The organism is Nocardioides sp. B129/18, assembly GCF_055282735.1.
Map to the genome: position 1 here is coordinate 58,597 of NZ_JBUZJI010000011.1, position 26,156 is coordinate 84,752.

25 protein-coding genes and 1 pseudogene are annotated in these 26,156 nt (G+C 72.9%); 15 read left to right on the forward strand and 11 right to left on the reverse strand.

The window, feature by feature from the left end; translation table 11 throughout:
• The first annotated feature begins 69 nt into the window (after positions 1-69).
• The 7 genes and pseudogenes from rpmI to pheT all read left to right on the forward strand — a co-directional run bounded on the left by rpmI (position 70) and on the right by pheT (position 6,387).
• Positions 70-264 carry a 50S ribosomal protein L35 gene (gene rpmI / locus ACZDWJ_RS10180; protein WP_463520840.1) on the forward strand — a complete coding sequence of 65 codons (195 nt, stop codon included), beginning with the start codon at positions 70-72 and terminating at the stop codon, positions 262-264.
• Between the two features lie 62 nt (positions 265-326).
• Positions 327-713, forward strand: a complete 387-nt coding sequence (gene rplT, locus ACZDWJ_RS10185; protein ID WP_463520841.1) for a 50S ribosomal protein L20 — start codon at positions 327-329, stop codon at positions 711-713.
• A gap of 11 nt (positions 714-724) precedes the next feature.
• Positions 725-973 (forward strand): annotated as a pseudogene (locus ACZDWJ_RS10190) (hypothetical protein); the annotation flags it as partial.
• Positions 974-985: 12 nt separating this feature from the next.
• The gene (locus tag ACZDWJ_RS10195; RefSeq protein WP_463520842.1) at positions 986-1,489 is read left to right on the forward strand and encodes a TrmH family RNA methyltransferase; all 504 of its coding nucleotides are present in this window, start codon (positions 986-988) and stop codon (positions 1,487-1,489) included.
• Between the two features lie 73 nt (positions 1,490-1,562).
• Complete coding sequence (locus ACZDWJ_RS10200; protein WP_463520843.1) at positions 1,563-2,636, forward strand: sensor histidine kinase; 1,074 nt, start codon at positions 1,563-1,565, stop codon at positions 2,634-2,636.
• Between the two features lie 146 nt (positions 2,637-2,782).
• A complete protein-coding gene (gene pheS, locus ACZDWJ_RS10205; protein ID WP_463520844.1) occupies positions 2,783-3,895 on the forward strand; it encodes a phenylalanine--tRNA ligase subunit alpha in 1,113 nt (370 codons plus the stop codon).
• Positions 3,892-6,387 (forward strand): phenylalanine--tRNA ligase subunit beta, encoded by a 2,496-nt coding sequence (pheT, locus tag ACZDWJ_RS10210; protein WP_463520845.1) that lies wholly within the window; start codon positions 3,892-3,894, stop codon positions 6,385-6,387. The genes pheS and pheT overlap by 4 nt, the downstream gene beginning before the upstream one ends.
• A gap of 30 nt (positions 6,388-6,417) precedes the next feature.
• On the opposite strand, the gene ACZDWJ_RS10215 is transcribed toward pheT, so the two are convergent.
• From ACZDWJ_RS10215 to tkt, 7 genes are all read right to left on the reverse strand, one after another.
• Positions 6,418-7,218 (reverse strand): maleylpyruvate isomerase family mycothiol-dependent enzyme, encoded by an 801-nt coding sequence (locus ACZDWJ_RS10215; RefSeq protein ID WP_463520846.1) that lies wholly within the window; start codon positions 7,216-7,218, stop codon positions 6,418-6,420.
• Positions 7,219-7,264: 46 nt separating this feature from the next.
• Positions 7,265-7,993: a 6-phosphogluconolactonase gene (gene pgl / locus ACZDWJ_RS10220; protein WP_463520847.1), complete on the reverse strand. Its 729-nt coding sequence runs from the start codon at positions 7,991-7,993 to the stop codon at positions 7,265-7,267.
• Positions 7,990-8,979, reverse strand: coding sequence for a glucose-6-phosphate dehydrogenase assembly protein OpcA (locus ACZDWJ_RS10225; protein WP_463520848.1), 990 nt, complete (start codon positions 8,977-8,979; stop codon positions 7,990-7,992). The genes pgl and ACZDWJ_RS10225 overlap by 4 nt, the downstream gene beginning before the upstream one ends.
• 73 nt (positions 8,980-9,052) lie before the next feature.
• Positions 9,053-10,588 carry a glucose-6-phosphate dehydrogenase gene (gene zwf, locus ACZDWJ_RS10230; RefSeq protein ID WP_463520849.1) on the reverse strand — a complete coding sequence of 512 codons (1,536 nt, stop codon included), beginning with the start codon at positions 10,586-10,588 and terminating at the stop codon, positions 9,053-9,055.
• A complete protein-coding gene (pgi, locus tag ACZDWJ_RS10235; protein WP_463520850.1) occupies positions 10,585-12,252 on the reverse strand; it encodes a glucose-6-phosphate isomerase in 1,668 nt (555 codons plus the stop codon). The genes zwf and pgi overlap by 4 nt, the downstream gene beginning before the upstream one ends.
• Positions 12,249-13,355 (reverse strand): transaldolase, encoded by a 1,107-nt coding sequence (tal, locus tag ACZDWJ_RS10240; protein WP_463520851.1) that lies wholly within the window; start codon positions 13,353-13,355, stop codon positions 12,249-12,251. The genes pgi and tal overlap by 4 nt, the downstream gene beginning before the upstream one ends.
• 71 nt (positions 13,356-13,426) lie before the next feature.
• The gene (gene tkt / locus ACZDWJ_RS10245) at positions 13,427-15,454 is read right to left on the reverse strand and encodes a transketolase (protein ID WP_463520895.1); all 2,028 of its coding nucleotides are present in this window, start codon (positions 15,452-15,454) and stop codon (positions 13,427-13,429) included.
• A gap of 390 nt (positions 15,455-15,844) precedes the next feature.
• Between tkt and ACZDWJ_RS10250 the strand changes: the two genes are divergently transcribed.
• Positions 15,845-16,759 carry a heme o synthase gene (locus ACZDWJ_RS10250; protein WP_463520896.1) on the forward strand — a complete coding sequence of 305 codons (915 nt, stop codon included), beginning with the start codon at positions 15,845-15,847 and terminating at the stop codon, positions 16,757-16,759.
• A 93-nt stretch (positions 16,760-16,852) separates the two neighbouring features.
• Here the strand turns inward: ACZDWJ_RS10250 and ACZDWJ_RS10255 are convergent, their stop codons facing one another.
• From ACZDWJ_RS10255 to ACZDWJ_RS10270, 4 genes are all read right to left on the reverse strand, one after another.
• Positions 16,853-17,782, reverse strand: a complete 930-nt coding sequence (locus ACZDWJ_RS10255) for a hypothetical protein (protein WP_463520852.1) — start codon at positions 17,780-17,782, stop codon at positions 16,853-16,855.
• A gap of 183 nt (positions 17,783-17,965) precedes the next feature.
• Complete coding sequence (locus ACZDWJ_RS10260; RefSeq protein ID WP_463520853.1) at positions 17,966-18,898, reverse strand: COX15/CtaA family protein; 933 nt, start codon at positions 18,896-18,898, stop codon at positions 17,966-17,968.
• Positions 18,899-18,905: 7 nt separating this feature from the next.
• A complete protein-coding gene (locus ACZDWJ_RS10265; RefSeq protein WP_463520854.1) occupies positions 18,906-19,706 on the reverse strand; it encodes an ABC transporter permease in 801 nt (266 codons plus the stop codon).
• Positions 19,703-20,641, reverse strand: a complete 939-nt coding sequence (locus ACZDWJ_RS10270) for an ABC transporter ATP-binding protein (protein WP_463520855.1) — start codon at positions 20,639-20,641, stop codon at positions 19,703-19,705. The genes ACZDWJ_RS10265 and ACZDWJ_RS10270 overlap by 4 nt, the downstream gene beginning before the upstream one ends.
• Positions 20,642-20,755: 114 nt before the next feature.
• Here ACZDWJ_RS10270 and ACZDWJ_RS10275 point away from each other — a divergent pair, with 114 nt between their 5' ends.
• The 7 genes from ACZDWJ_RS10275 (at position 20,756) to ACZDWJ_RS10305 (ending at position 26,119) form a co-directional block, all read left to right on the forward strand.
• Positions 20,756-21,118 carry a hypothetical protein gene (locus ACZDWJ_RS10275; protein WP_463520856.1) on the forward strand — a complete coding sequence of 121 codons (363 nt, stop codon included), beginning with the start codon at positions 20,756-20,758 and terminating at the stop codon, positions 21,116-21,118.
• Entirely contained in the window at positions 21,115-21,528 is a 414-nt protein-coding gene (locus ACZDWJ_RS10280) for a hypothetical protein (protein WP_463520857.1), read from the forward strand. Before ACZDWJ_RS10275 ends, ACZDWJ_RS10280 begins: the two co-directional genes overlap by 4 nt.
• Positions 21,529-22,434 (forward strand): alpha/beta fold hydrolase, encoded by a 906-nt coding sequence (locus ACZDWJ_RS10285; protein ID WP_463520858.1) that lies wholly within the window; start codon positions 21,529-21,531, stop codon positions 22,432-22,434.
• 88 nt (positions 22,435-22,522) lie between these two features.
• Positions 22,523-23,206 carry a helix-turn-helix transcriptional regulator gene (locus ACZDWJ_RS10290; RefSeq protein ID WP_463520859.1) on the forward strand — a complete coding sequence of 228 codons (684 nt, stop codon included), beginning with the start codon at positions 22,523-22,525 and terminating at the stop codon, positions 23,204-23,206.
• Positions 23,206-24,624, forward strand: coding sequence for a Fe-S cluster assembly protein SufB (gene sufB / locus ACZDWJ_RS10295; RefSeq protein WP_463520860.1), 1,419 nt, complete (start codon positions 23,206-23,208; stop codon positions 24,622-24,624). The genes ACZDWJ_RS10290 and sufB overlap by 1 nt, the downstream gene beginning before the upstream one ends.
• The gene (sufD, locus tag ACZDWJ_RS10300; RefSeq protein WP_463520861.1) at positions 24,621-25,787 is read left to right on the forward strand and encodes a Fe-S cluster assembly protein SufD; all 1,167 of its coding nucleotides are present in this window, start codon (positions 24,621-24,623) and stop codon (positions 25,785-25,787) included. Before sufB ends, sufD begins: the two co-directional genes overlap by 4 nt.
• On the forward strand, positions 25,784-26,119 hold the full coding sequence (locus ACZDWJ_RS10305; RefSeq protein ID WP_463520862.1) for a non-heme iron oxygenase ferredoxin subunit: 336 nt from the start codon (positions 25,784-25,786) through the stop codon (positions 26,117-26,119). Before sufD ends, ACZDWJ_RS10305 begins: the two co-directional genes overlap by 4 nt.
• Positions 26,120-26,156 lie beyond the last annotated feature (37 nt).

The window sequence follows — 26,156 nt, forward strand, 5'->3', positions numbered from 1 at the left end:
CGCCCCGACGACCGCCTGAGCCGGCCTGTGGACCACCGCACCGGCCGACACCCGAGAAAGAGAGACGAGATGCCGAAGAACAAGAGCCACTCCGGAGCCGGCAAGCGGTTCCGCGTGACCGGCAGCGGCAAGATCCTGCGCGAGAAGGCCGGCAAGCGGCACAACCTGGAGAAGAAGGCCTCCAAGGTCACCCGCCGCCTGACGGGCACCGTCGAGGTCGCCGCCAACGACGTCCCCCGCGCGAAGAAGCTGCTCGGTCGCTGACGCGGCCCCGCACCACAGCCACGACCGCCGGCCTCGCCGGCAGAATCACCTAGGAGTACGAGATGGCTCGCGTCAAGCGCGCAGTGAACGCCCACAAGAAGCGTCGGACCACCCTCGAGCGCGCCAGCGGCTACCGCGGCCAGCGCTCGCGCCTGTACCGCAAGGCCAAGGAGCAGGTCACCCACTCGCTGGTCTACAGCTACAACGACCGTCGCAAGAACAAGGGCAACTTCCGTCGCCTCTGGATCCAGCGCATCAACGCCGCCGCGCGTGCGCAGGGCATGACCTACAACCGCTTCATCCAGGGTCTCAACCTGGCCGGCGTCGAGGTCGACCGCAAGATCCTCGCCGACCTCGCCGTCAACGACATCGCCGCGTTCAACGCGCTCGTCGCCACCGCGAAGGCCGCCCTCCCGGCGGACGTCAACGCGCCCAAGGTCTCGGCCTGAGCATCGCCGTCCTGACGTCGAGCAGCGCTCGCGTCAAGCAGCTACGGCGCCTGAGCCGCCGCTCCGAGCGATCGGAGCGGCGGCTCTTCCTCGCCGAGGGGCGCAACGCCGTCGAGGCCGCCCTGGCCGCCGGCGTCGTCGTCGAGGTCCTGGCCCTGCCCGAGCGGGCCCACCTGCTCCCGGCGCTGCCCGAGGACGTCCCGCTCGCCCACCTCGACGCCCGCGCCCTCAAGGCGCTCACCGACGCCGTCACGCCCGACGGCGTCCTCGCCGTGTGCCGGCTCCTCGACGTCCCGCTGGGGCAGGCCCTGGTCGGCGGCACGGTCGCGATCTGCGCGTCGGTCAACGATCCCGGCAACGCCGGCACCGTCATCCGCTGCGCCGACGCCGCCGGTGCGGGCGGCGTCGTGCTGGCGGGGGAGTCGGTCGACGTCCACAACGCCAAGACCGTGCGCGCCAGCGCCGGCAGCGTCTTCCACCTGCCGGTGAGCCTCGGCGTCGGCGCCGAGGAGGCCATCGCGGCGGCCCGGGCCGCCGGCTACCAGGTGCTGGCCACCGAGGCCGGCGGCGACGTCGACCTCTTCGCCGCCGGCGACCTGCTCGCGCGCCCCACCGCCTGGCTCTTCGGCAACGAGGCCCACGGTCTCCCGCCCGAGCTCGTCGCCCTGGCCGACGCCCGGGTCTCGATCCCGATCCACGGCCGCGCGGAGAGCCTCAACCTCTCCACCGCCGCCGCGCTCTGCCTCTACGCCTCGGCGACCGCCCAGCGCGACTGAGCCTTCGGAGCCCCCGAGGTCCCGGGCGCGCTCGTCCCTGGACGGCGTCTCCCGCGGCCGTAGGGTGAGGCCCATGGACCGGGCCACGATCGCGCTGCTGGACGCCCTGCCCGACGGCGTCGTCATCGCGGGCGCCGATCAGCGCGTCGTCGCGGTCTCCGACGTCGCCGCCCGGATGCTCGCCCTCGACGCCGCCACGGCCGTGGGCCGGCCGCTGGGCGAGGTGCTGCGCCTGCAGGACCAGGACGGCCGCGACTGGGTCGGTCAGAACCGCCCCTACGAGGGCCTGGCCACGCGCACCGGCGTCCCGGAGCAGCCCTGGCTGCTGCCCGACGGCACCGAGGTGCTCGTCACCGCCCGCCTGCACCGCGAGGACCTCGGCGCTCCGGTCAGCCGGGTCGCGCTGGTGATCCGCTCGGGTCGCGGCCGCGCGCGTCTCGACCGCGAGCGCTCCGACCTCGTCGCCACCGTCGCGCACGAGCTGCGCTCGCCGCTCACCGGCGTCAAGGGCTTCGTGCAGGTGATGCTCAATCGCTGGGACCGGCTCAACGACGACCAGAAGAAGCTGATGCTCACCACCGTGTCGGTCGACTCCGACCGGCTCTCGCGCCTCATCGCCGAGCTGCTCGACGTCGCCCGCATCGACACCGGCCGTCTGCAGCTGCACCAGCGCCCCACCGACGCCGGCGTCATCGCCACCCGCGTCGTGGAGTCGGTGCGCGCCGGGGAGGCCCCGCGTCCGGTCGAGCTCGAGGTCGCCGACGACCTCCCGCTGCTGGCGGCCGACCCCGACAAGCTCACCCAGGTGCTCACCAACCTCGTCGAGAACGGGCTGCGCCACGGCGAGGGCACCGTCCGCGTCCGCGCCGAGCGGCTGCAGGAGGCCCAGCCCACCGACGAGGAGCACCACGTCGTCTTCGACGGCGTCCGGTTCGTCGTCGAGGACGAGGGCGAGGGCGTGCCCGTCGCCCTGCGGCGCACCGTGTTCACCAAGTTCTGGAAGAACGGCGAGCGCGGCGGCACCGGGCTGGGGCTCTACGTCGTCAACGGCCTGGTGCGCGCCCACGGGGGCACCGTGCTCATCGACGACGCCGCCGGCGGCGGGGCGCGGATGGTCGTCGACTGGCCTGCTGCCGCGCCCCTCTGAGCGTTCCTGCAGGGCCCGCGCCGGTCCCTGGACGACCGGGGCGCGGAACCGGTTCGCGGCGCGGGGGCACGGCTTCCTAGACTTGGCCGGTCGCCGTCGCATCGAGGGCGACGCAGCCCACCGCACCGCACGCGTGAAAGGCCGTCATGTCGGGACCGAACACCGAGTACGACCCCGTCGAGGTCACCCCGCTGCAGGCCCCGGAGGTGGAGGCCGCCCGCGACGCCGCGCTGGCCGCCATCGCCGCCGCAGCCGACCTCGAGGCGCTCAAGGCGGTGCGGCTCGAGCACGCCGGCGACCGCTCGCCGCTCGCGCTGGCCAACCGGGAGATCGGCGCGCTGCCGCCCCAGGCCCGCAAGGAGGCAGGTCAGCGCGTGGGCCAGGCCCGCGGCGCGGTGAACCAGGCCCTGGCCGCCCGTCAGACCGTGCTCGAGGCCGAGCACGAGGAGCGGATGCTGGTCGAGGAGACCGTCGACGTCACCCTGCCGGTCGACCGCGTGCCCGTCGGCGCGCGCCACCCGCTGACCACCGGCTCGGAGCTGATCGCCGACATCTTCGTCGCGATGGGCTGGGAGATCGCCGAGGGCCCGGTGATGGAGGCGGAGTGGCTGAACTTCGACGCCCTCAACCTCGGCCCCGACCACCCCGCGCGCACCATGCAGGACACCTTCTGGGTCGCCCCCGCCGACAGCGGCGTCGTGCTGCGCACCCAGACCTCGCCGGTGCAGGCGCGCAGCATGCTCACCCGCACGCCCCCGATCTACGTCGCCTGCCCGGGACGGGTCTTCCGCACCGACGAGTACGACGCCACCCACAGCCCGGTCTTCCACCAGGTCGAGGGCCTGGCGATCGACGAGGGCCTGACGATGGCCCACCTCAAGGGCACCCTCGACCACCTGGTCTCCAGCCTCTTCGGCGAGGGCATCTCGACGCGCTTCCGCCCGTCGTACTTCCCGTTCACCGAGCCCAGCGCCGAGATGGACATGGTCTGCTTCGTCTGCCACGGCTCGGCGCTCAACCCCGAGGGCACCGACGCCTGCCGCACCTGCCGCGGCGAGGGCTGGATCGAGCTGGGCGGCTGCGGGGTGGTCAACCCGCGCGTGCTGGTCGCGTGCGGCGTCGACCCCGAGCGCTACACCGGCTTCGCGTTCGGCTTCGGCATCGACCGGATGATGATGTTCCGCTCCGGCATCGACGACCTGCGCGCCTTCTGGGAGGGCGACGTCCGATTCACCACTGCGTTCGGGAGCGAGCTGTGAAGGCACCCCTGTCCTGGATCCTCGAGCACGTCGACCTCCCGGCGGGGCTGACGACCGAGCAGATCACCGACCGCCTCACCGCGCTCGGCCTCAAGCTCGAGGCGATCGAGTCGCCCGGCAGCGAGATCACCGGCCCGCTGGTCGTCGGCCGGGTGCTGACCCAGGAGCCGGAGCCGCAGAAGAACGGCAAGACCATCAACTGGTGCACCGTCGACGTCGGCGACGCGAACGGCACCGGCGAGCCCCAGGGCATCGTCTGCGGCGCCCACAACTTCAAGCCCGGTGACCTCGTGATCACCGTGCTGCCCGGCGGCGTCCTGCCCGGCGGCTTCGCGATCTCCGCGCGCAAGACCTACGGCCACGTCTCGGCGGGCATGATCTGCTCGGCCGCCGAGCTCGGCCTCTCCGGCGACCACGACGGCATCATCGTGCTGCCCGAGGGCGCGGGCACCCCGGGCGAGGACGCCCGTCCGCTGCTCGGGCTCGACGAGGAGATCATCGAGTTCGAGATCAACCCCGATCGCGCGTACGCGCTCTCGATCCGGGGCCTGGCCCGCGAGACCGCCCTCGGCTTCGAGGCGCCCTTCCGCGACCCCGCCGTGCGTGCGGTGCCCGCCGCCGACGACGCCGGCCACCCGGTCGTCATCGACGACGCCGAGGGCTGCCCGCTGTTCGTGGCCCGCACCGTCTCCGGGTTCGATCCCACCGCGCCGACGCCGGACTGGATGGCCCAGCGCATCGCCGCCGCGGGCATGCGGCCGATCTCGCTGGCCGTCGACGTCACCAACTACGTGATGCTCGAGCTGGGCCGCCCGATCCACGGCTACGACGCCGACAAGGTCGCCGGCGCCCTCCGGGTGCGCCGCGCCACCCCCGGCGAGCGGCTCACCACCCTCGACGGCACCGAGCGCACCCTCCACCCCGAGGACCTCGTCGTCTGCGACGACTCCGGCGCCATCGGCCTGGGCGGCGTCATGGGCGGTGAGTCCACGGAGATCTCCGAGACCACCACCCGCGTGCTGGTCGAGGCCGCCCACTGGGACCCCGTCTCGATGTTCCGCACCGGCAAGCGCCAGCGCATCTCCTCGGAGGCCGGCAAGCGCAACGAGCGCGGCGTCGACCCCGCGATCACCGAGGCCGCCGCCGACCGCGTCGTCGAGCTGCTCGTCGCGCACGGCGGGGCCACCGCCGAGCCCGGCGTCACCGTCGTGGGCTCGGTGCCCGCGCGCGCTGCCATCGAGATCGACGTCGACCTGCCCGCGCGCGTGAGCGGCATCGCGATCGCCGACGCCGACACGGTGCGTCACCTCGAGGCCGTCGGCTGCGAGGTCGCCGTCGACGGCGCACGCCTGCGGGCCGCGCCGCCGACCTGGCGTCCCGACGTCGCCGACCCCTTCGACCTCGTCGAGGAGGTCGTGCGCATCGTCGGCTACGACCAGGTGCCCTCCGTGCTGCCGACCCCGCCCGCCGGCCGCGGCCTGACCCGCTCGCAGCGGCTGCGTCGCCGCATCGAACGCACGCTCGCGGCCGCGGGCTGCGTCGAGGTCGTCTCCTTCCCCTTCATCGGCGACGCCGGCCTCGACGCCCTCGGCCTGCCGGCCGACGACCCGCGCCGGGCCACCGTGCCGCTGGCCAACCCGATGTCGAGCGAGGAGCCCGGCTTCACCACCACGCTGCTGCCCGGCGTCCTGCGTCAGGCCGGCCGCAACCTCGCCCGCGGGCAGGCCGGCGTCGCGGTCTTCGAGACCGGAGCGGTCGTGGTGTCCGCAGGTCCCGTGAAGGCGCCCATCTACGGCGTCGACCGCCGTCCCACCGACGCCGAGATCGCCGCCCTGCTCGAGGCCATCCCGGCCCAGCCGCTGCACCTGGCGGTCGTCCTGGCCGGCGAGCGCGAGGCCTCGGGCTGGTGGGGCGCCGCGCGTCCGGCCGGCTGGGAGGACGCCGTCGCCGTCGTGCGCCGCCTCGCGGCCGAGCTGGCCGTCGAGGTCCAGGTGCGCTCCGCCGTCCTCGCGCCGTGGCACCCGGGCCGCTGCGCGGAGGTGGTCGTGAGCGGCCCCGATGGCGAGGTCGTCCTCGGCCACGCCGGTGAGCTGCACCCGCGGGTGTGCGCCGCGCACGGCCTGCCGGCCCGCTCGGCAGCCGTCGAGCTCGATCTCGACGCCCTCATCGCCGCGGCCCCCGACGTCGCCCCGGCGCCGTCGTTCTCCAGCTACCCCGTCGCCAAGGAGGACGTCGCCCTCGTGGTCGCGGAGTCCACCACGGTCGCCGAGGTCGAGGAGGCGCTCCGTGAGGGCGCGGGCGCCCTGCTGGAGTCGGTGCGGCTCTTCGACGTCTACCGCGGCGCCCAGATCGGCGAGGGTCGCAAGTCGCTCGCCTTCGCCCTGCGCTTCCGGGCGCCCGACCGCACCCTCACCGACGAGGAGACCACCGCCGCTCGCACGGCCGCGGTGGCCCTGGCCGCCGAGCGCACGGGCGCCGAGCAGCGCGCCTGAGCCCTCGCCGCGCGCGGGAGCGCCCGTCGGTCAGTCGATCGACGGGCGCACCGCGGCGAGGAACGCCTCGCGGGTCGCGTCGTCGCCGCTCCACGTGACGGCATCGTCGCCGGTGCGCTTCCACAGCCAGCGGTCGACGCCGGCGGCGGTGCCCTCCAGCGCCGCGGCCGGCCGGCCGCGGTGGGCGTCGTCGACGAGGACGAGATGGGGGCCGCTCAGCTCGCGGCCCTCCGCGGTGCGTCCGGCGAGCGTGCCGACGGCGACCCGCAGCGTCCGGTCGACGTCGGTGAGACGCACCTCGACGAGCCCCGGCAGGGCGTCGAGGGCGACGCCGGCGGGCGGCTCCCCGCCGTACATGACGTCGAGGGCCTCCTCGACGCCGTCGGCCGCGAGGGCGGGATCGATCGGCGCGTGCGGCAGCCCGGCGACGAGCTCGGCGTCGAGGCGGTGGATCAGGGCCTCGTGGGCCTGGCGACGCAGGGTGAACCCGACGCTCTGGTCACCCGCCCACGACCACGCCTCCTCCGAGGCGTCCGCCTCGCTCAGCAGGCGACGCAGGTCGCCGGAGGACGTGCGCAGGTGCGCGAGCAGACCGGCGCGATCGGCCGGCCGCTCGACGCGCTCGGGCACCGCGTCCGGTCCGGCCGGACGACCCTCGACGATCCGCGCCCAGAACCACTGGACCTCCCCGAGGTGCCACAGCAGGTCGTCGGCGTCCCAGTCCGGGCAGGTCGGCACGCGCACCCCCTCCGGCGCGCCCTCGAGGACGTCGAGGAAGCGGTCGGTCTCCTGGGAGATCGCGGTCAGGCACTGCTCGGCCGAGAGTCGCATCCGACCAACCTAGGGGCGGCTGCGGGCCGACCGCGAGCCGATTGCGCTAGAGCCGGGAGGCGGCGTCGTGGTCGAGGAACCAGGTGGTCTCCTCGACGCCCCGCACGCCCGACGCCGGCACCTCGCGGTGATCGGGCGCGGGCTCGGCCAGCGCCGCGGCGACGGCGTCGGCCTTCTCGGCCCCGCTGACGAGGAACCAGACCGCGCGGCCGCGGTTGAGGGTCTCGCGGGTCAGGCTGACGCGCAGCGGCGGCGGCTTGGGGGAGTCGTGCACCGCGATGGCGCCGGGGCCCTCGTGGGCGGCGCCGGGGTGCCCGGGGAAGAGGGAGGCCACGTGGGAGTCGGGACCCACGCCGAGCATGACGACGTCGAAGCCGTCCGCGGCGTCGAGGACGTCGAGCTCGGCGGAGTACGCGGCAGCCGCCTCCTCGGGCGTGGCGACCTCGTCGGCGGCCGGCACCGCGTGCACGAGCGTGGCGCCGACGGCATCGAGGAACGCGGCCCTGGCCTGCCCGAGGTTGCGGTCGGGGGAGTCGGCCTCGACGAACCGCTCGTCGCCGAGCCAGAAGCCGACCCGGGTCCAGTCGACGTCGGCCTCCGGCGCCATGCGGGCCACCTCGCGGTGGATGCGCTCGGCGATGGTGCCGCCGGTGAGCACCACCTGGGGCACGCGACCGGCCGCCTGCAGCGCCCGCAGGCGCTCGAGCAGCTCCCCGGCCACCGCGGTGGCCAGGGTGGCGGCGTCGGGCTGGACCTCGATCAGCGCTGCGCTCACCGCGAGCCCGCCTTCGCGGTGGTCTTCTTCGCGGCGGTCTTCGTGGCAGCCTTCTTGGCCGGGGCCTTCTTCGCCGGGGCCTTCGAGGCGGCCCGTCCCAGGGCCTTCACGGTGGCGGCGTAGACGTCGTCCTCGTCGAGGCGTCGCAGCTCCTCGGCGAGCAGCTCGTGCGGCGAGCGACGCTTGAGGGCGATCGGACGGTCGGGCGCGCCGGGCGTGGTGAAGGTGGCCAGCAGGCCGTCGGCGCGCGAGATGCGGATCGGGCCGGCCTTGGTCTCCAGCACCACCTCGGTGAGGCCGGGGCCCTCGGAGGTCTCGCGGGTCACCGGCACCTTGAGCCGGTCGGCCAGCCAGGCGACGAGGAGGTCGGCGCTGGGGTTGACCTTCTCGCCGGTGACGCTGGCGCCCACGACCTTCGAGCGGGACTGGTCGAGGGCCGCGGCCAGCAGCGCACGCCAGGGCGTGAGGCGGGTCCAGGCGAGGTCGGTGTTGCCCTTGGTGTAGGCGTCGCACTGGGTGCGCAACGCGGTGGTGCGTGCCTTGGTGGCCGCGGCGGAGTCGGTGATCCGGCGCTGCGCCAGGGTGCCGAGCGGGTCGCCGGCGGGGTCGTGGGGCGCGTCGACCGGCCACCACACGACCACGGGGGAGTCGGGCAGCAGCAGCGGCAGGACGACCGACTCCGGGTGCTTGACCAGCTCGCCGGAGAGCCGGATCAGCGCGGTCTCGCCGGCCCAGCCCGAGCCGATGCCGACCTGCGCGTTGACCTGCCCCGAGCCGCGCGCCGAGCCCAGGATGACGCCCAGCACCCGGGCCGGGTGCTCCTGGCTGGCCTCGCGGGCGGTGGCCATGGCCTGCTCGGCCTGCTCCTCCTCGACCACGAAGACGAGCGTCATGACCATGCCCATCGCCGGGGAGCCGGCCCGCGAGCGGGCGCGGACGAACTCGGCGGCGATCGCGGACGAGGTGGTGTCGGTGAGCTCGATCATGCGAGTCCCTCCAGGTCGGGTCGGGCTGCGGGTCGTGCTGCGGGTCGCGCTGCGGTGCGCGGACGGGCGGCGTTCACGGCCGACGCCAGGTGCGGCCGTCGCGGGCCAGCATCTGCTCCGCGGAGTCCGGCCCCCAGCCGCCCGAGCCGTAGGAGTCGGGACGGCCCTTCGCGGCCCAGTGCTCGAGGATGGGGTCGAGGATCTTCCAGGAGAGCTCGACCTCCTCGTGCCGCGGGAACAGCGGCGGGTCGCCGAGCAGGACGTCGAGGATCAGGCGCTCGTAGGCCTCCGGCGAGGCCTCGGTGAAGGTGCCGCCGTAGGTGAAGTCCATGCTGACGTCGCGGATCTCCATCGCGGTGCCCGGCACCTTGGAGCCGAACCGGACGGTCATGCCCTCGTCGGGCTGGATGCGGATGACCAGGGCGTTCTGGGTGAGGTCCTCCACCGAGGTCTCCGAGAACGGCTGGTGCGGCGCCCGCTTGAACACCACGGCCACCTCGGTGACGCGGCGGGCCAGGCGCTTGCCGGTGCGCAGGTAGAACGGGACGCCGGCCCAGCGGCGGTTCTCCACGTGCAGCGTGATGGCCGCGAAGGTCTCGGTGGTGGAGGTCTTCGCGATGCCGTCCTCCTCCAGGAAGCCGGGGACCTTGACGCCGCCGGCCCAGCCGGCGTCGTACTGGCCGCGGGCGGTGGTGAGGTCGAGGCGACGCGGCAGGCTCACCGACCCGAGCAGCTTCTGCTTCTCGATCTGCAGCGCGTGCGGCTCGAAGGAGGTCGGCTCCTCCATGGCCACGAGCGCCATCAGCTGAAGCAGGTGGTTCTGGATGACGTCGCGGGCCGCGCCGATGCCGTCGTAGTAGCCCGCGCGGCCGCCGATGCCGGCGTCCTCGGCCATCGTGATCTGCACGTGATCGACGAAGTTGTTGTTCCACAGCGGCTCGAACATCGTGTTCGCGAAGCGCATCGCGAGGATGTTCTGCACCGTCTCCTTGCCGAGGTAGTGGTCGATCCGGAAGATCGTCTCGGGCGGGAAGACGGCGTCGAGGGCCGCGTTGAGCTCGCGCGCCGAGGCGAGGTCGTGGCCGAAGGGCTTCTCGATGACGACCCGGCGCCAGGCGTCCGGCGCGTCGGCCGGAGCGTCGGTGAGACCATGCTCCTGCAGCTGCTGGGTGACGGTGCCGAACGCGCCCGGCGGGATGGCGAGGTAGAAGGCGTGGTTGCCGCCGGTGCCGCGGACCTCGTCGAGCTCCTCGATGGTGTGACGCAGCCGCTCGAAGGCCTGGTCGTCGTCGAAGGAGCCGGGCACGAACCGGAAGCCCTCGGCCAGCTGGCGCCAGACCTCCTCGCGGAACTCCGTGCGGGCATGCTGCTTGACCGAGTCGTGGACGATCTGCGCGAAGTCCTGGTCGGCCCAGTCGCGACGGGCGAACCCGACGAGGCTGAAGCCCGGCGGCAGCAGACCGCGGTTGGCGAGGTCGTAGATGGCCGGCATGACCTTCTTGCGCGAGAGGTCGCCGGTGACTCCGAACAGCACCAGGCCGCACGGGCCCGCGATGCGGGGGAGCCGTCGGTCCTGCGGGTCGCGCAGCGGGTTGACGTAGGCGCTCATCGGCGGCGGTGCTCCTGGTAGTAGGCGATCAGGGCGCGGGTGGAGGCGTCCTGCTGCTCGAGGGCCTCGGCGTCGCCGCCGAGGGCCGGGCCGACCTGGGTGGCCAGCTGCTTGCCGAGCTCGACGCCCCACTGGTCGAAGCTGTCGATGCCCCACACGGCGCCCTGGGTGAAGGTGATGTGCTCGTAGAGCGCCACCAGCTGGCCCAGGACGCTCGGGCTGAGCTCGGGGGCGATGATCGAGGCGGTGGGCCGGTTGCCCGGGAAGGTGCGGGCGGCGACGACGTCCTCGTCGACGCCCTCGGCCCGGACCTCCTCGGCGGTCTTGCCGAAGGCCAGGGCGCGGGTCTGGGCCAGGAAGTTGGCCAGGAAGAGCTCGTGGACGTCGGTGTCGCCGTCGCGCAGCGGGTGGGCCGGGTTGGCGACCGCGATGAAGTCGGCGGGGATCAGCCGGGTGCCCTGGTGGATCAGCTGGTAGAAGGCGTGCTGGCCGTTGGTGCCGGGCTCGCCCCAGAACACCTCGCCGGTGTCGGTGGTGACCGGCGAGCCGTCCCAGCGCACGCTCTTGCCGTTGGACTCCATCGTCAGCTGCTGGAGGTAGGCCGGGAAGCGGTGCAGCAGCTGGGCGTAGGGCAGCACCGCGTGGCTCTGCGCGCCGAGGAGGGTGGAGTACCAGACGTTGAGCAGGCCCATGAGCAGCGGGACGTTGCGCTCGGGCGGCGTGGTGCGGAAGTGCTCGTCGATGGCGTGGAAGCCGGCCAGCATCTCGGCGAACCGCTCCGGGCCGATCGCGAGCACCAGGGAGGTGCCGATCGCGGAGTCCAGGGAGTAGCGCCCGCCCACCCAGTCCCAGAAGCCGAAGGCGTTCTGCGGGTCGATGCCGAAGTCGGCGACCTTGTCGAGCGCGGTGGAGACCGCGGCGAAGTGCTGGGCGACGACGGCCGACTCGTCCTGACCCTCGGTGCGGCCGGCCAGGCCCTCGAGCAGCCAGGCCTTGCACAGCCGGGCGTTGGTCAGGGTCTCCAGCGTCCCGAAGGTCTTGCTGGAGACGATGAACAGCGTCGTCGCGGGATCGAGATCGGCCAGGGTGGTGGCGGCGTCGGTGGGGTCGATGTTGGAGATGAACCGCACCTCCGGCCCGCCGTCGCGGTAGGGCTGGAGCGCCTCGTAGGCCATGACCGGTCCGAGGTCGGACCCGCCGATGCCGATGTTGACCACGGTACGCACGGCCGCGCCGGTCGCGCCGGTCCAGGCGCCGCTGCGCACGCGCCGCGCGAAGTCGTAGATTCGCTCGAGCACCTCGTGCACGCCGGCGACGACGTCCTCGCCGTCCACGATCAGCGTGGCGTCCTTCGGCAGCCGCAGCGCGGTGTGCAGCACCGCGCGGCCCTCGGTCACGTTGACGTGCTCCCCGCGCAGCATGGCGTCGCGCCGCTCGGCGACGCCGGTCTGCTCCGCCAGCTCGAGGAGCGTTGCGAGCACCTCGTCGGTGAGCAGCGACTTCGAGAGGTCGACGTGCAGGTCCGCGGCGTCGTGGGTGTGCCGGGTGACGCGGTCGGGGTCGGCGGCGAACCACCCGCGCAGGTCGGGCTCGAAGCCCGCTGCGAGGGTGGTCAGCCGCGACCAGGCCGGTGTCGAGGTCGGGTCCACCGGCGCGGCGCTCACTTCGCCGCCGCCTCCATCTGGCCCTGGACGGTCTCGACCAGCTCGCGCCAGGAGTCGACGAACTTGCTGACGCCCTCGTCCTCCAGCGCGAGGAAGACCTCGTCGAGGTCGATGCCGACCCCGGTGAGGGCGTCGAAGACCTGCTGGGCCTCCGAGCCGGTGCCGGTGACGGCGTCGCCGTGCACCTCGCCGTGGTCGGCGACGGCCTGGAGGGTCTTCTCCGGCATCGTGTTCACCGTGCCGGCGACGACCAGCTCGGTGACGTAGAGGGTGTCGGAGTAGTCGGGGTTCTTCACGCCGGTGGAGGCCCACAGCGGACGCTGCGGATTCGCGCCGGCCTCGGCGAGCTGACGCCAGCGGTCGCTCGCGATGACCTCCTCGTAGGCGGCGTAGGCCAGGCGGGCGTTGGCCACCGCGGCCTGTCCGCGCAGGCCGAGGGCCTCCTCGGAGCCGATGGCCTCGAGGCGCTTGTCGACCTCGGAGTCGACGCGGGAGACGAAGAAGGACGCCACCGAGTGGATGGTGGAGAGGTCCAGGCCGGCGTCGCGGGCCTGCTCGAGGCCGGTGAGGTAGGCGTCCATCACGGCGCGGTACCGCTCGACGCTGAAGATCAGCGTGACGTTGACCGAGATGCCCTGGGCGATGGCCGCGGTGATCGCCGGGACGCCCTCGCGGGTGGCGGGGATCTTGATCAGCGCGTTGGGACGGTCGACGGCCTGCCACAGCCGCTGGGCCGAGGCGATGGTGCCCTCGGTGTCGGTGGCGAGGGTCGGCTCGACCTCGATGGACACCCGGCCGTCCCAGGCCTGCTGGGCGTAGACGGGGGCGAGCACGTCGCAGGCGTTGCGGACGTCCTCGGTGGTGAGCTCGAAGATGACGTCGTCGACGCCGGCGCCGCGCTCGACCAGCGAGCGGACCTGCTCGTCGTAGCGCTCGCCGTTCGCGATCGCGCCGGCGAAGATCGTCGGGTTGGTGGTGACGCCCACGACGGAGCTGTCCTGGACGAGCTCGGCGAGGTTGCCGGTCTCCAGACGCTCGCGGGAGAGGTCGTCGAGCCAGATGGAGACGCCGGCGTCAGCCAGCTTCTTGAGGCGGTCGGTCATGTGTTCCTCCTGGTGAGGTGGGTCAGGTGGCACGGACGGTGGCGGGGGGACCGGGGTTCGCCCGGTCGGCCTCAGCCGCTGACCGAGGTGAGGCTGTCGCGCGCGGCGGCGACGACGGCCTCGGTGGTGATGCCGTACTCCTGGTAGAGGCGGGCGTAGTCGGCCGAGCCTCCGAAGTGGTCGATGGACACGATGCGGCCCAGATCGCCCACGTACTCGCGCCAGCCCTGGCGCACGCCGGCCTCGACCGAGACACGGGCGCGCACCGAGGGCAGCAGGACGGAGTCGCGGTAGGCCTGGTCCTGGGACTCGAACCACTCCTGGCACGGCATCGAGACGACGCGGGCCTGCACGCCGTCGGCGGCGAGCCGCTCGCGGGCCTCGACGGCGATCTGCAGCTCCGAGCCGGTGCCGATGAGGATGACGTCGGGCGTGCCGTCGGCGTCGACGAGCACGTAGCCGCCGCGGGCGACGTCGTCGACCGTGGCGAAGCCGTCCTCGCCGCGGGGGAGGACCGGCACGTTCTGGCGGGTCAGCGCCAGGGCGGCCGGTCGGTCGGTGTTCTTGAGGATCGCCAGCCAGGCGGCGGCGGTCTCGTTGGCGTCGCCGGGGCGGACGACGTCGAGGCCCGGGATGGCCCGCAGCGCGGCGAGGTGCTCGACCGGCTGGTGGGTGGGGCCGTCCTCGCCGAGGCCGATGGAGTCGTGGGTCCAGACGTAGGTGACCGGGACGCCCATGAGCGCGGCCACGCGCACGGCCCCGCGCATGTAGTCGGAGAAGGTGAGGAAGGTGCCGCCGAAGACGCGCGTGAGGTCGGAGACGGCGATGCCGTTCATGATCGCGCCCATGGCGTGCTCGCGGATGCCGAAGTGCAGCACGCGACCCTGGAACGGGTCGGTCTTCCAGTCGTGGGTGCCGCCCTCGACGGTGCCGACGGACGGCACGTCGTTGATGGTGGTGTTGTTGGAGCCGGCGAGGTCGGCCGAGCCGCCCCACAGCTCGGGCAGCAGCGGCGCGAGGGCGTTGATGACCTTGCCGGAGGCCGAGCGGGTGGCGACGCCCTTGGGGTCGGCCGGGAACGTCGGCAGCGCGTCGGCGATGCCGTCGGGCAGCTCGCGCTTCTTCAGCCGGTGCAGCAGGGTCTCGAGCTCGGGGTTGGCCTGGGCCCAGGCGGCGTACTTCTCGTCCCACTCGGCACCGGCGGCGGCGCCGCGCTCGCGCAGCGCCCGGGTGTGCTCGAGCACCTCCTGGTCGACGGCGAAGTGCTGCTCGGGGTCGAAGCCGAGGACCTTCTTGGTGGCCGCGACCTCGTCGGCGCCCAGGGCCGAGCCGTGCGCGGCCTCGGTGCCCTGCGCGTTCGGCGCGGGCCAGGCGATGACGGTGTCGAGCACGATGAGGGAGGGACGGTCGGTGACGCCGCGCGCGGTCTGGATGGCCTCGTAGAGCTCGGGGACGTCCTCGCGGTACTCGGTGCCGCCGTTCGTCCAGTCGACGTTCTGCACGTGCCAGCCGTAGGCCTCGTAGCGCTTCGCGACGTCCTCGGTGAAGGAGATGTCGGTGTCGCCCTCGATCGAGATGCGGTTGCGGTCGTAGACGACCGTCAGGTTGCCCAGGCCCTGCGTGCCGGCGATGGAGCTGGCCTCGCCGCTCACGCCCTCCTGGAGGTCGCCGTCGGAGCAGAGGACGAAGACGTCGTGGTCGAAGAGGGACTCGCCGGCCGGCGCCTCGGGGTCGAGCAGGCCGTGGATGCGGCGGGCGGCCAGCGCCATGCCGACGGCGTTCGCGACGCCCTGGCCCAGCGGGCCGGTGGTGACCTCGACGCCGGCGGTGTGGCCGTACTCCGGGTGGCCCGGGGTCTTGCTGTCCCAGGTGCGCAGCGCCTTGAGGTCCTCGAGCTCGAGCCCGAAGCCGCCGAGGAACAGCTGGGTGTAGAGCGTGATGCTGGAGTGACCGCAGCTGAGCACGAAGCGGTCGCGCGCGATCCAGTCGGTGGCCGCGGGGTCGTGGCGCATGACCTTCTGGAAGAGCAGATACGCGGCCGGCGCGAGGCTCATCGCCGTCCCGGGGTGGCCGTTGCCGACCTTCTGGACGGCGTCCATCGCGAGGACGCGAGCCGTGTCGACGGCCCTGCGGTCCAGGTCGGTCCACTCGAGGGGGGCGGCAGAGGTCACGGGGATCCTTCCATGGCGGCGGAGGCGGCCCCGAGCGGCTCGACGGTGGTCGCCGGGCCCGGGGACCGGAGTGTCTCCGGAGGCTGATCGGGTTGCTGATCTGTGGGCTTGCTCACCTGTGCGGCGGACGCCCGAGCGACGACGTGGCAGGCGATTCCGAGCCTACTGTTCTGCGCGGTTAGACTCGAACCTGAGTCCGCGCGCCCACCCTCACGGGGGGCGCGCCCCCCTGCCCCTCGAGGATGCTGCGTGACCCACGTCGGTGAGCAACCGTCGGCTGAGCCGTTCACCGGCCCCGGCGACGGCTCAGGTGGACGCATCGCCTCCCGCGACGAGGCGCCCAAGACCTGGCGCGACGTCGTCGCCGCCTACGTCGGCCTGACCAAGCCGCGCGTCATCGAGCTGCTGCTGCTCACCACCGTTCCGGTGATGTTCTACGCCGCCCGCGGCGTCCCCGACCTCGGCCTGGTCGTCGCCACCGTCCTCGGCGGCACGTTCTCGGCTGGCTCGGCGTCGGTGTTCAACTGCGTCTACGACCGCGACATCGACGAGCAGATGCGCCGCACCCGGCGTCGAGCGCTCCCGCGCCACATCGTCAGCCCGAGGTCCGCGCTCGTCTTCGGCCTCGTGCTCGGCGTCGGCTCCACCGTGATCCTGTGGTTCGGCGCCAACCCGCTCAGCGCGGTGCTCTCGGTGCTGGCCAACGCGTTCTACGTCTTCGTCTACACGATGCTGCTCAAGCGCCGCACCACCCAGAACATCGTCTGGGGCGGCATCGCCGGCTGCTTCCCGGCCCTCATCGGCTGGACCGCCGTCACCGGCTCGCTCGCCTGGACGCCGGTGATCCTCTTCCTCGTGGTCTTCTTCTGGACCCCGCCCCACACCTGGGCGCTCGCGCTGCGCTACCGCGAGGACTACCGCAACGTCGACGTCCCGATGCTCCCCGTCGTCCGCTCCGCCAGCGACGTCGGCCGCCAGATCGTCCTCTACAGCTGGGTCATGGTCGCCACCTCCCTGCTGCTGTGGCCCGTCGCCGGCACCGGCCCCGCCTACCCGATCGCCGCCGTCGTCCTCGGCGCGGTCTTCCTCGTCGAGGCCCACCGCATGTGGGCCCGTGCCCGCGGCTCCGAGGAGCTGAGCGTCATCCAGCCGATGCGCCTGTTCCACTCCTCCAACCTCTACCTCTCCCTGCTCTTCGTCGCCGTCGCGCTGGACCCGCTGCTGCGGTTCTGAGGCGGGGCAGTTTCCCCGGATATCCGGGGAAACTGGACGTTGTCAGGGGAAGCTTCCCCTGACAACGTCCAGTTCTCCCTGACCTGATCGACCTCAGGTGAGGCCGAGTGCGGTCCGGATCCGGCGGATCAGGCGCGACGGATTCTCCAGGTCCGCCCACGTGATGCGGATGCAGCGCCATCCGGTGACCCGACGGACCTCGTCTTCCCGGGTCTTCTCCTCCCACAGCAGATCGCGAGCCGAGCGACCGGACGTCAGACCGATGTCGTACTTGCCTCGCCCATCGACCTCGAAGAACACCCCGCGATCGCGCCACGCCCCGTCCACCCGGGCGACGAACCGCCCGTCCTCGTCGTGGATCTCGACCTGCGTCTCCGGCAGCGGGATGCCCGCCTGCTGGAGGAGGTGCAGGAACCGGCTCTCGGCGACGCTCTCGCACCGGGCCGGGAGGATGCGCAGGAAGCGATGGGTGCCGAGCGACCCCGGCCAGCGGCCGACCTTCTCGATGGCGTCCCTGACGTGGGCCGTCGAGAGCCTCCCCAGCTGGACGAGCTCGTGAGCGAGGACGAGGGCGGGCTCGGATCCGTCGCGGTTCAGCACCTCCGCCACGCAGCGTGCCGGCGTCGTGACCGCGATCTCCCCGAGTCTGTCGATCTCGTCCTCGCCCAGGAGGCCGCGATGCTGCACCACCCCTGCCTCCCGTCGGCCGGCGATGGCGTCGGTGCGGGTGAGGTGGACGCGGCCGAGGTCCTGGCCCCAGGCGGTTCCGCCGTGCTCGACGGCCGCGCTGGTGTGCGAGAGGACGGCCGGAGCGCCGGACCGATCCAGGACCGCGCGAGCGAGCAGGCGGTGGCGCGCGAGGGCGTCGAGCTCCTCCCACACCGCCGTCTCGACGTAGGCGCCCTGGCGGATGCGCACCAGGCGCTTGGCCCGCACCAGTCGGGCGAGCGATTTGTCGGTGTAGCCCGCTGTCAGCATCTCGGCGCGGGACCGGACGAGGGAGCGATCGATCAGGTCAGCCATGCGCGACACCCTGCGTCATCGTCGACGCTCTTCGCTGGGAGGAGATCATCGCCTGTGGACGACGGTGCGATCCAGCGTCGCTGGGGCGTGGATCAGGTCAGGCGAAACTGGACGTTGTCGGGGGAAACTTCCCCTGACAACGTCCAGTTTCCCCGGATATCCGGGGAAACTGCCCCCGGGGCGTCAGCCCACCGCCACCCGCTCCACCGGGTGCCGAAGAGCCAGCAGCACCCAGGTGGTGACGGCGATGAGGACGCCGGCGCCGAGCATGTGGGCGCCGACGAGGATCTCGGGGAGCCCGGTGAAGTACTGGACGAAGCCGACGGCGCTCTGCGCCACCTCGACGCCGAGCAGCAGGAGGGCGGCGCGGCGGGCGGCGCCGTCGCCCAGGAGCACGGCGAGGGCGAGGAGGCCGACGGAGAGGCCGATGAAGAGCATGACGACGTCGGCGTGCAGCTGGCTGACCTCGAGCGGGTCCAGGCCGTTGCGGGGGGCGTTCGCGTCGCCAGCGTGCGGTCCGCTGCCGGTGACGACGGTGCCGATGTAGAGCACCACCCAGGCCATCGCGAACGTCGCCCAGGCCAGCGCGGTGACCGGGCCGCCCCGGGGGGCGGGGAGCGGGCCGGGGAGCAGGCGCAGGAAGAGCACCGCGACGGCGGTGATCACCATCGAGAGCATCAGGTGCAGCGAGACGATCCAGGGGTTGAGGTCGGTGAGCACGGTGATGCCGCCGATGATCGCCTGGAACGGGATGCCCAGCGCCATGCCGATCGAGAGGATCCGCAGGTCGCGACGACGGCTGGACCAGGCGGCGACGACCGTGGCGATCGCGACGGCGACGAGCACGAACGTCAGCAGCCGGTTGCCGAACTCGATGGCCGCGTGGACGCTGTACGCGCCGTGGGGCGTGTAGCCCTCGTCGGTGCAGCGCGGCCAGGTGGGGCAGCCGAGGCCGGAGCCGGTGAGGCGCACGGCGCCTCCGGTGACGACGATGCCGATGTTGGCCACGATCGAGGCCCACGCGGTCAGCGGCAGGAAGCGGGCGAGCGGTCCGGGCTCGCGGGCGGGACGGCCGGCGGGCGTCGTCGCGGGCGCGGTGCGGTCGGTGAGGCTCACGAGGGGGTCACTCCCACTTGAAGGTGCGTGCGGTCAGGGCGGTGCCGAGCGCGGCCCAGGCCGCGAGGACGAGCAGGTGGACCCAGGCGATCGAGCCGTAGAGCAGCGCCTCGCGGGCCGACGCGCCGAGCGCGCCGGAGGGCAGCCAGGTGACGGCGGGCCCGACCGAGCCGTAGGCCGAGGACGGCAGCACGACGGCGCCGCCGGCGAGCAGCAGCAGGTAGACGAGGTTGGCGGCGGCCAGCGTGGCCTCGGCGCGCAGGACGCCCGCGACGAACAGGCCGAGGGAGGCGAAGGCGAGCGTGCCCAGCACCAGGGCCAGGACGCCGCCCAGCAGCGCGGCGGGGGAGAGGTCGGGACGCCAGCCCAGCGCCAGCCCGACGGCGCCGACGACGACGATCTGCAGCACCTCGACCAGCAGCAGCGCCAGCGCCTTGCCCGCGAGCAGGCCGGCGCGCGGCAGCGGGGAGGCGCCCAGCCGCTTGATGACGCCGTAGCGCCGCTCGAAGCCGGTGGCGATGGCGAGGGAGGTGAAGGCGGTCGACATCACCGCGAGGGCGAGCACGCCGGGGGTGAAGACGTCGACGGGACGCCGGTCGACCGAGAGGCCGATCCGGTCGGCGCCCTGCACGGCGCCGATGAGCACGATCACGGGGATCACGACGGCCAGCAGCAGCTGCTCGCCGTTGCGCAGCGTCAGCCGCGCCTCCATCGACGCCTGCGCCAGCACCTGGCGGGCCAGCGGCGCGGAGCCGGGGCGGGGGGCGAAGCGACCGGTGGCGACGGCGCGGGGCTCGAGGGCGGTCATGCGACCAGCTCCCGTCCGGTGAGCTCGAGGAAGACGTCCTCGAGAGTGCGACGTCCCAGGGTCAGGGACTCGGGCAGCACGCCCTGCGCCTCGCACCACGCGGAGACGCGGGCGAGGGTGGAGGCGTCGGCGGGGCCGCTGACGACCAGGCTCAGCTCGTCGATGACCTGGACGTCGATCGCGGCGCCGAGGGCGGCGCGCAGCGACTCCGGCGCACCGGGCGGGAAGGGGCGCGTGACGACCAGGCGGATCGTGGCGGAGTCGCCGCCGCGGGTGAGCTCCAGCGGCGTGCCGGTGGCGATGAGGCGGCCGTGGTCGACGATGTGGATGCGGTCGGCGAGCCGCTCGGCCTCGTCCATGTAGTGCGTCGTGAGGACGACGGTGACGCCGTCGCCGCGCAGCTCCTCGAGCAGCTCCCAGGTGGTGCGGCGGGCCTGCGGGTCCATGCCGGCGGTGGGCTCGTCGACGAAGACGATCTCGGGCCGCCCGACGATCGCCATCGCCAGGCCCAGGCGCTGCTGCTGTCCGCCGGAGAGGCGGCGGTACGGGGTGCGTCCGCACTCGTGGAGGCCGAGCCGGTCGGCGAGCATGCCGATGTCGAGCGGGTCGGAGTGCAGCCGCGCGACGTGCGCGAGCATCTCCATCGCCCGCGCGCCGCTCCAGGCGCCGCTGCCCTGCAGCATCACGCCGATGCGCGGCAGCAGCTCGCGACGCTGGCGGACGGGGTCGAGCCCCAGCACGCGGACGACGCCCGACTGCGGGCTGCGGAAGCCCTCGCAGGTCTCGAGCGTGGTGGTCTTGCCGGCGCCGTTGGGGCCGAGCACGGCGGTGATGCTCGCACGCTCCACGGTGAGCGACAGTCCGTCGACGGCGACCTTGTCCGCGTAGCGCATCACGAGGTCGTCGACGACGACGGCGAGGTCGGCGTCTGACACGGCTCCAGTGTAGGAGCGCGCGGGTCGCGGCCGGGGCATCGGTGGTGCGCCGGACGCCGGGTGGGACGCGGGTCACGTCGGTCCCGGTGCCGGGCTGCTCCTAGGCTGGGCTGCGTGACGCTGTGGCTGACCGCCGTGATCGTCGTCGTCGGCCTGGTGGCCACGGTGGCGACGGTGCTGATGATCGTGCGCGACGAGTCCCCTCCGAGCGACCGCTACTTCGCGGTGCTCGGCGTGCTCCTGGTGGCGCTGCTGGCCCAGGCGATCGGCGGGTGCGTCGCGCTCGGGCTCACCGACCGCGCGGTGGAGGGCATCACCTTCGTGGCCTACCTGTGGACCGCGGTGCTGGTGGTGCCGGTGGGCGCCGGGCTCGCGCTGGTCGAGCGCAGCCGCTGGGGCAGCGGCGTCCTGCTCGTCATGATCCTGACGGTGCTGGCCTGCGAGCTGCGCCTGCACGCGCTGTGGAACGTCGCATGAGCGCGGGGGAGGAGCCCCGCCTGGTGCTGGCCGCCGGTCCGGGACGCGTGCTGGTCGCCCTGTACGGCGTCTTCGCCGTCGCGGCGACGGGCCGCTCGCTCACCCAGCTCGGCCTCGACGCCGGCAAGGCGCCGCTGGCCTACTCGCTCTCGCTGGTCGCCGCGATCATCTACCTGGTCGCGACCACCTGCCTGCTGCGCGGGGGCCGCAGGGCGTGGTGGATCGCGCTGGTGGCCGTGATCGTCGAGGCGGTCGGCGTGGTGAGCGTCGGGGTGCTCAGCTACACCGAGACCGAGCTGTTCCCCGACAAGACCGTGTGGTCGCACTTCGGCCAGGGCTACGGCTATCTGCCGCTCGTCCTCCCCTTCCTCGGTCTTGCCTGGCTGCGGGCCACGCGACAGGCTCGCTGAGTGACCGACTCCGCCTTCCTCGCCGACGCCCCGCTCCTCATCGACGCCCCCGACGGCCGCCTCCTCGAGGTGCGGCTGGCCGGCCCCGAGGACGGCTTCCCGCTGGTGCACCACCACGGCACCCCGCAGGCGGCCTGGCCGTTCCCGGCACTGGAGGAGTCCGCGGCCGACCTCGGGCTGCGCACGATCACGTACTCGCGTCCCGGCTACGGCGCCTCCACGGCCCGGGCGCAGGCCGCGACGATCGCCGCCGACGTCGACGACGTCGTCACGGTGCTCGACCATCTCGGGCTCGACCGGTTCGTCACCGTCGGCTGGTCCGGCGGCGGTCCGCGCGCCATCGCCTGCGCCGCGCTGCTGCCCGGACGCTGCCTCGCCGCGGCCTCCGGCGTCGGCGTCGCCCCCTACGTCGGCTTCGAGGAGCAGTTCCTCGAGGGCATGGGGGAGGAGAACGTCGAGGAGTTCGGCGCGGCGATCGAGGGCGAGTCGGCCCTGCGGCCGCTGCTGGAGTCCTGGCGCCCGGGGTTCGCGGACATGACCGGCGCGAACGTCGTCGAGGGCATGGGAGACCTCCTGCCCGACGTCGACCGCGCCTGGCTCACCGGCGAGCGCGCCGACGGGATGGCCGCGACCTTCCGACACGCCCTGTCGTCGGGCATCGAGGGCTGGCTCCACGACGACCTCGCGTTCCTGCGTCCCTGGGGCTTCGACCTCGCGGAGATCACCGTCCCGGTGACCCTGTGGCAGGGCCGCCAGGACCGCATGGTGCCCTTCGCGCACGCCGAGCGGCTGGCCGCGGCGGTCGCGGGCGTGCGCCCGCACTTCACCGAGGCCGACGGTCACCTCTCGCTCTTCGACCGGCTGCCGGAGATCCTCACCGAGCTGCGCGAGCTGGCCGGTCTGTGAGCGCATCTCGGAGACCCAGGTCACACCGCGCCGCAGGTAAGGGTGACCTTCCTTGAAGGGCCTCCGGCAATAACGGCACACTGATGTTGTGGAATTCGAGAGCGGCGACGGCACGACGCGTCAGCGCGTCGCGCGCAGCCTGCTCGTCGAGGGCCCCTCGACCGCCGCGGCGCTCGCCGAGCGGCTCGAGCTCACCCCCGCCGCCGTGCGCCGCCACCTCGACCAGCTGCTCGAGGACGGCGCCGTCGAGGCCCGCGAGCCGCGCGCCGGCGCCACCCGCGGACGCGGTCGTCCGGCCAAGGTCTTCGCGCTCACCGAGGTCGGCCGCGAGGGCTTCGACCAGCAGTACGACGACCTCGCCGTCCAGGCCCTGCGCTTCCTCGCCGAGACCGGCGGCGAGGACGCCGTCCGTGCCTTCGCCGACCGCCGCGTCGCCTTCATCGAGCAGCGCTTCCCGGCCGTCCAGACCGCCGACCCCGCGCTGAGCCCCGCCGAGGCGCTCGCCCGGGTCTTCACCGACGAGGGCTACGCGGCCGGCGTGCGCGAGCTGCCCGGCGCGGTCGCCGGCGAGCAGCTGTGCCAGCAGCACTGCCCGGTCAGCCACGTCGCCCACGAGTTCCCCCAGCTGTGCGAGGCCGAGACCGCGGCGATCAGCCGCGTCCTCGGCCGCCACGTGCAGCGCCTCGCCACCATCGCCCACGGCGACGGCGTGTGCACCACCTGCATCCCGGACCCCCAGCGGACCACCGATGAGAGGAAGAAGGTCGTCTGATGACCTCGATCGAAGAGTTGAACCCCGAGCTGAAGGGGATCGGCCGCTACGACTTCGGCTGGGCCGATCCCGACGTCGCCGGCGCCTCCGCGCGTCGCGGCCTCAACGAGGACGTCGTGCGCGACATCTCCGCCAAGAAGGGCGAGCCCGACTGGATGCTCGACCTGCGGCTGAAGGGCCTCAAGCTCTTCCACCGCAAGCCGATGCCGACCTGGGGCTCGGACCTCTCGGGCATCGACTTCGACAACATCAAGTACTTCGTGCGCTCCTCGGAGAAGCAGGCGGGCTCGTGGGAGGACCTCCCCGAGGACATCAAGAACACCTACGACAAGCTCGGCATCCCGGAGGCGGAGAAGCAGCGCCTCGTCGCCGGCGTCGCCGCGCAGTACGAGTCCGAGGTCGTCTACCACTCGATCCGCGAGGACCTCGAGGCCCAGGGCGTGCTCTTCCTCGACACCGACACCGCGCTGAAGGAGCAGCCCGAGCTGTTCCAGGAGTACTTCGGCACCGTCATCCCGGTCGGCGACAACAAGTTCGCCGCGCTGAACACCTCGGTGTGGTCCGGCGGCTCGTTCATCTACGTGCCGAAGGGCGTGCACGTCGACATCCCGCTGCAGGCCTACTTCCGCATCAACACCGAGAACATGGGCCAGTTCGAGCGGACGCTGATCATCGTCGACGAGGACGCCTACGTGCACTACGTCGAGGGCTGCACCGCGCCGATCTACTCCTCGGACTCCCTGCACTCCGCGGTCGTCGAGATCATCGTGAAGAAGGGCGGCCGCTGCCGCTACACGACCATCCAGAACTGGTCGAACAACGTCTACAACCTCGTCACCAAGCGCGCGGTCTGCGAGGCCGGCGCGACGATGGAGTGGGTCGACGGCAACATCGGCTCCAAGGTCACCATGAAGTACCCGGCCGTCTACCTCATGGGCGAGCACGCGAAGGGCGAGACCCTCTCGATCGCGTTCGCCGGCGAGGGCCAGCACCAGGACGCCGGCGCCAAGATGGTGCACGCCGCCCCGCACACCTCGTCCTCGATCCTGTCGAAGTCGGTGGCGCGCGGCGGTGGCCGCACCTCCTACCGCGGCCTGATCCAGGTCAACGAGGGCGCCCACGGCTCGAAGTCGAACGTCCTGTGCGACGCGCTCCTGGTCGACCAGATCAGCCGCTCGGACACCTACCCCTACGTCGACATCCGCGAGGACGACGTGTCGATGGGCCACGAGGCCAGCGTCTCGAAGGTCTCCGACGACCAGCTGTTCTACCTCATGTCGCGTGGCATGGAGCAGGACGAGGCGATGGCCATGATCGTGCGTGGCTTCGTCGAGCCGATCGCCAAGGAGCTCCCCATGGAGTACGCGCTCGAGCTCAACCGACTCATCGAACTGCAGATGGAAGGAGCCGTCGGGTGACGGTCACCGCTGTCCGCGACGCGCTCGAGGTCGAGCACGTCGAGAGCCACCTCCACACCCAGCCGAGCTACGAGCTCGACGCGCACCCGGCCCCCACGGGCCGGGAGGAGATCTGGCGCTTCACCCCGCTCAAGCGGCTCGGCGAGCTGCTCGAGGACGCTCCTGCCGGTGGCTCGCTCGAGCTCGACGCCCAGCTCCCCGAGGGAGCCACGTGGCGCGAGGTCGACGCGGCCGAGGCCCGGGCGCTCGGCGGCGTGGCGCCGCTGGACCGTCTCGGCGCCCTGGCCGCCCAGCACGCCGGCACCGTCGGCGTCCTCGAGGTCGCGGCCGAGGCCGAGCTGGGCGAGCCGATCCGCATCCGTGCCCTCGGCACCGGCCTCGGCGAGCCCGTCGTCCAGCACACGGTCATCCGCGTCGGGCGTCACGCCCAGGTGCAGCTGATCGTCGAGGACCAGGGCTCCGCGCACTACAACGAGCTGGTCCAGGTGATCGTCGAGGACGGCGCGCGCGTCGACCTCGTCAACGTCTACGACTGGGCCGACGACGCCGTCCACACCGCGCAGACGAACATCACCGTCGGTCGCGACGCGCTGGTGCGCAACTTCGAGGTCACCATCGGCGGCGACGTCGTGCGCACCACCACGAACGTCTCCTACGCCGGCCCGGGCGGCGCCTTCGAGGGCGTCGGCCTCTACTTCGCCGACGCCGGCCAGCACATCGAGCACCGGCTCTTCGTCGACCACAACGCGCCCCGCACCACGAGCAACGTGGTCTACAAGGGCGCGCTGCAGGGCGAGCGGGCGCACACGGTGTGGATCGGCAACGTGCTGATCCGCAAGGTCGCCGAGGGCATCGAGACCTACGAGGAGAACCGCAACCTCGTCCTCACCGACGGCTGCCAGGCCGACTCCGTGCCGAACCTGGAGATCGAGACCGGCGAGATCGAGGGTGCGGGCCACGCCTCGGCCACCGCCCGCTTCGACGACGAGCAGCTGTTCTACCTGCGCTCGCGCGGCATCTCCGAGAAGGAGGCGCAGCGCCTGGTGGTGCACGGCTTCTTCAACGATCTGATCCGCCGGGTCGAGATCGAGTCGGTCGAGGAGAAGCTGCTCGCCGTCGTCGAGGCCGAGCTCTCCAAGAACGTCCTCCAGGAGCTCGCGTGACCTTCGAGCGCGCCTGCGCCCTGGCCGACGTCCCCGAGGACGAAGGCCACGCCGTCCAGATCGGCCGCTACACCGTGGCCATCGCGCGCGACGGCGAGGAGGTCTTCGCCCTGCAGGACCTCTGCTCCCACGCGTCGGTCTCGCTGAGCGAGGGCGAGGTCGCCGACTGCCAGATCGAGTGCTGGCTGCACGGCTCCCGCTTCGACCTGCGCACCGGCCAGCCCTCCGGCCTCCCCGCGACCGAGCCGGTCGCCACCTTCCCTGTCGAGCTCCGCGACGGCGACGTCTACGTCGACGTGGAGTCCACCCTGAATGGAGTAGTCCCCGCATGAGCAAGCGGAGCGAGCTCATCAACATGAACAGCGCGCG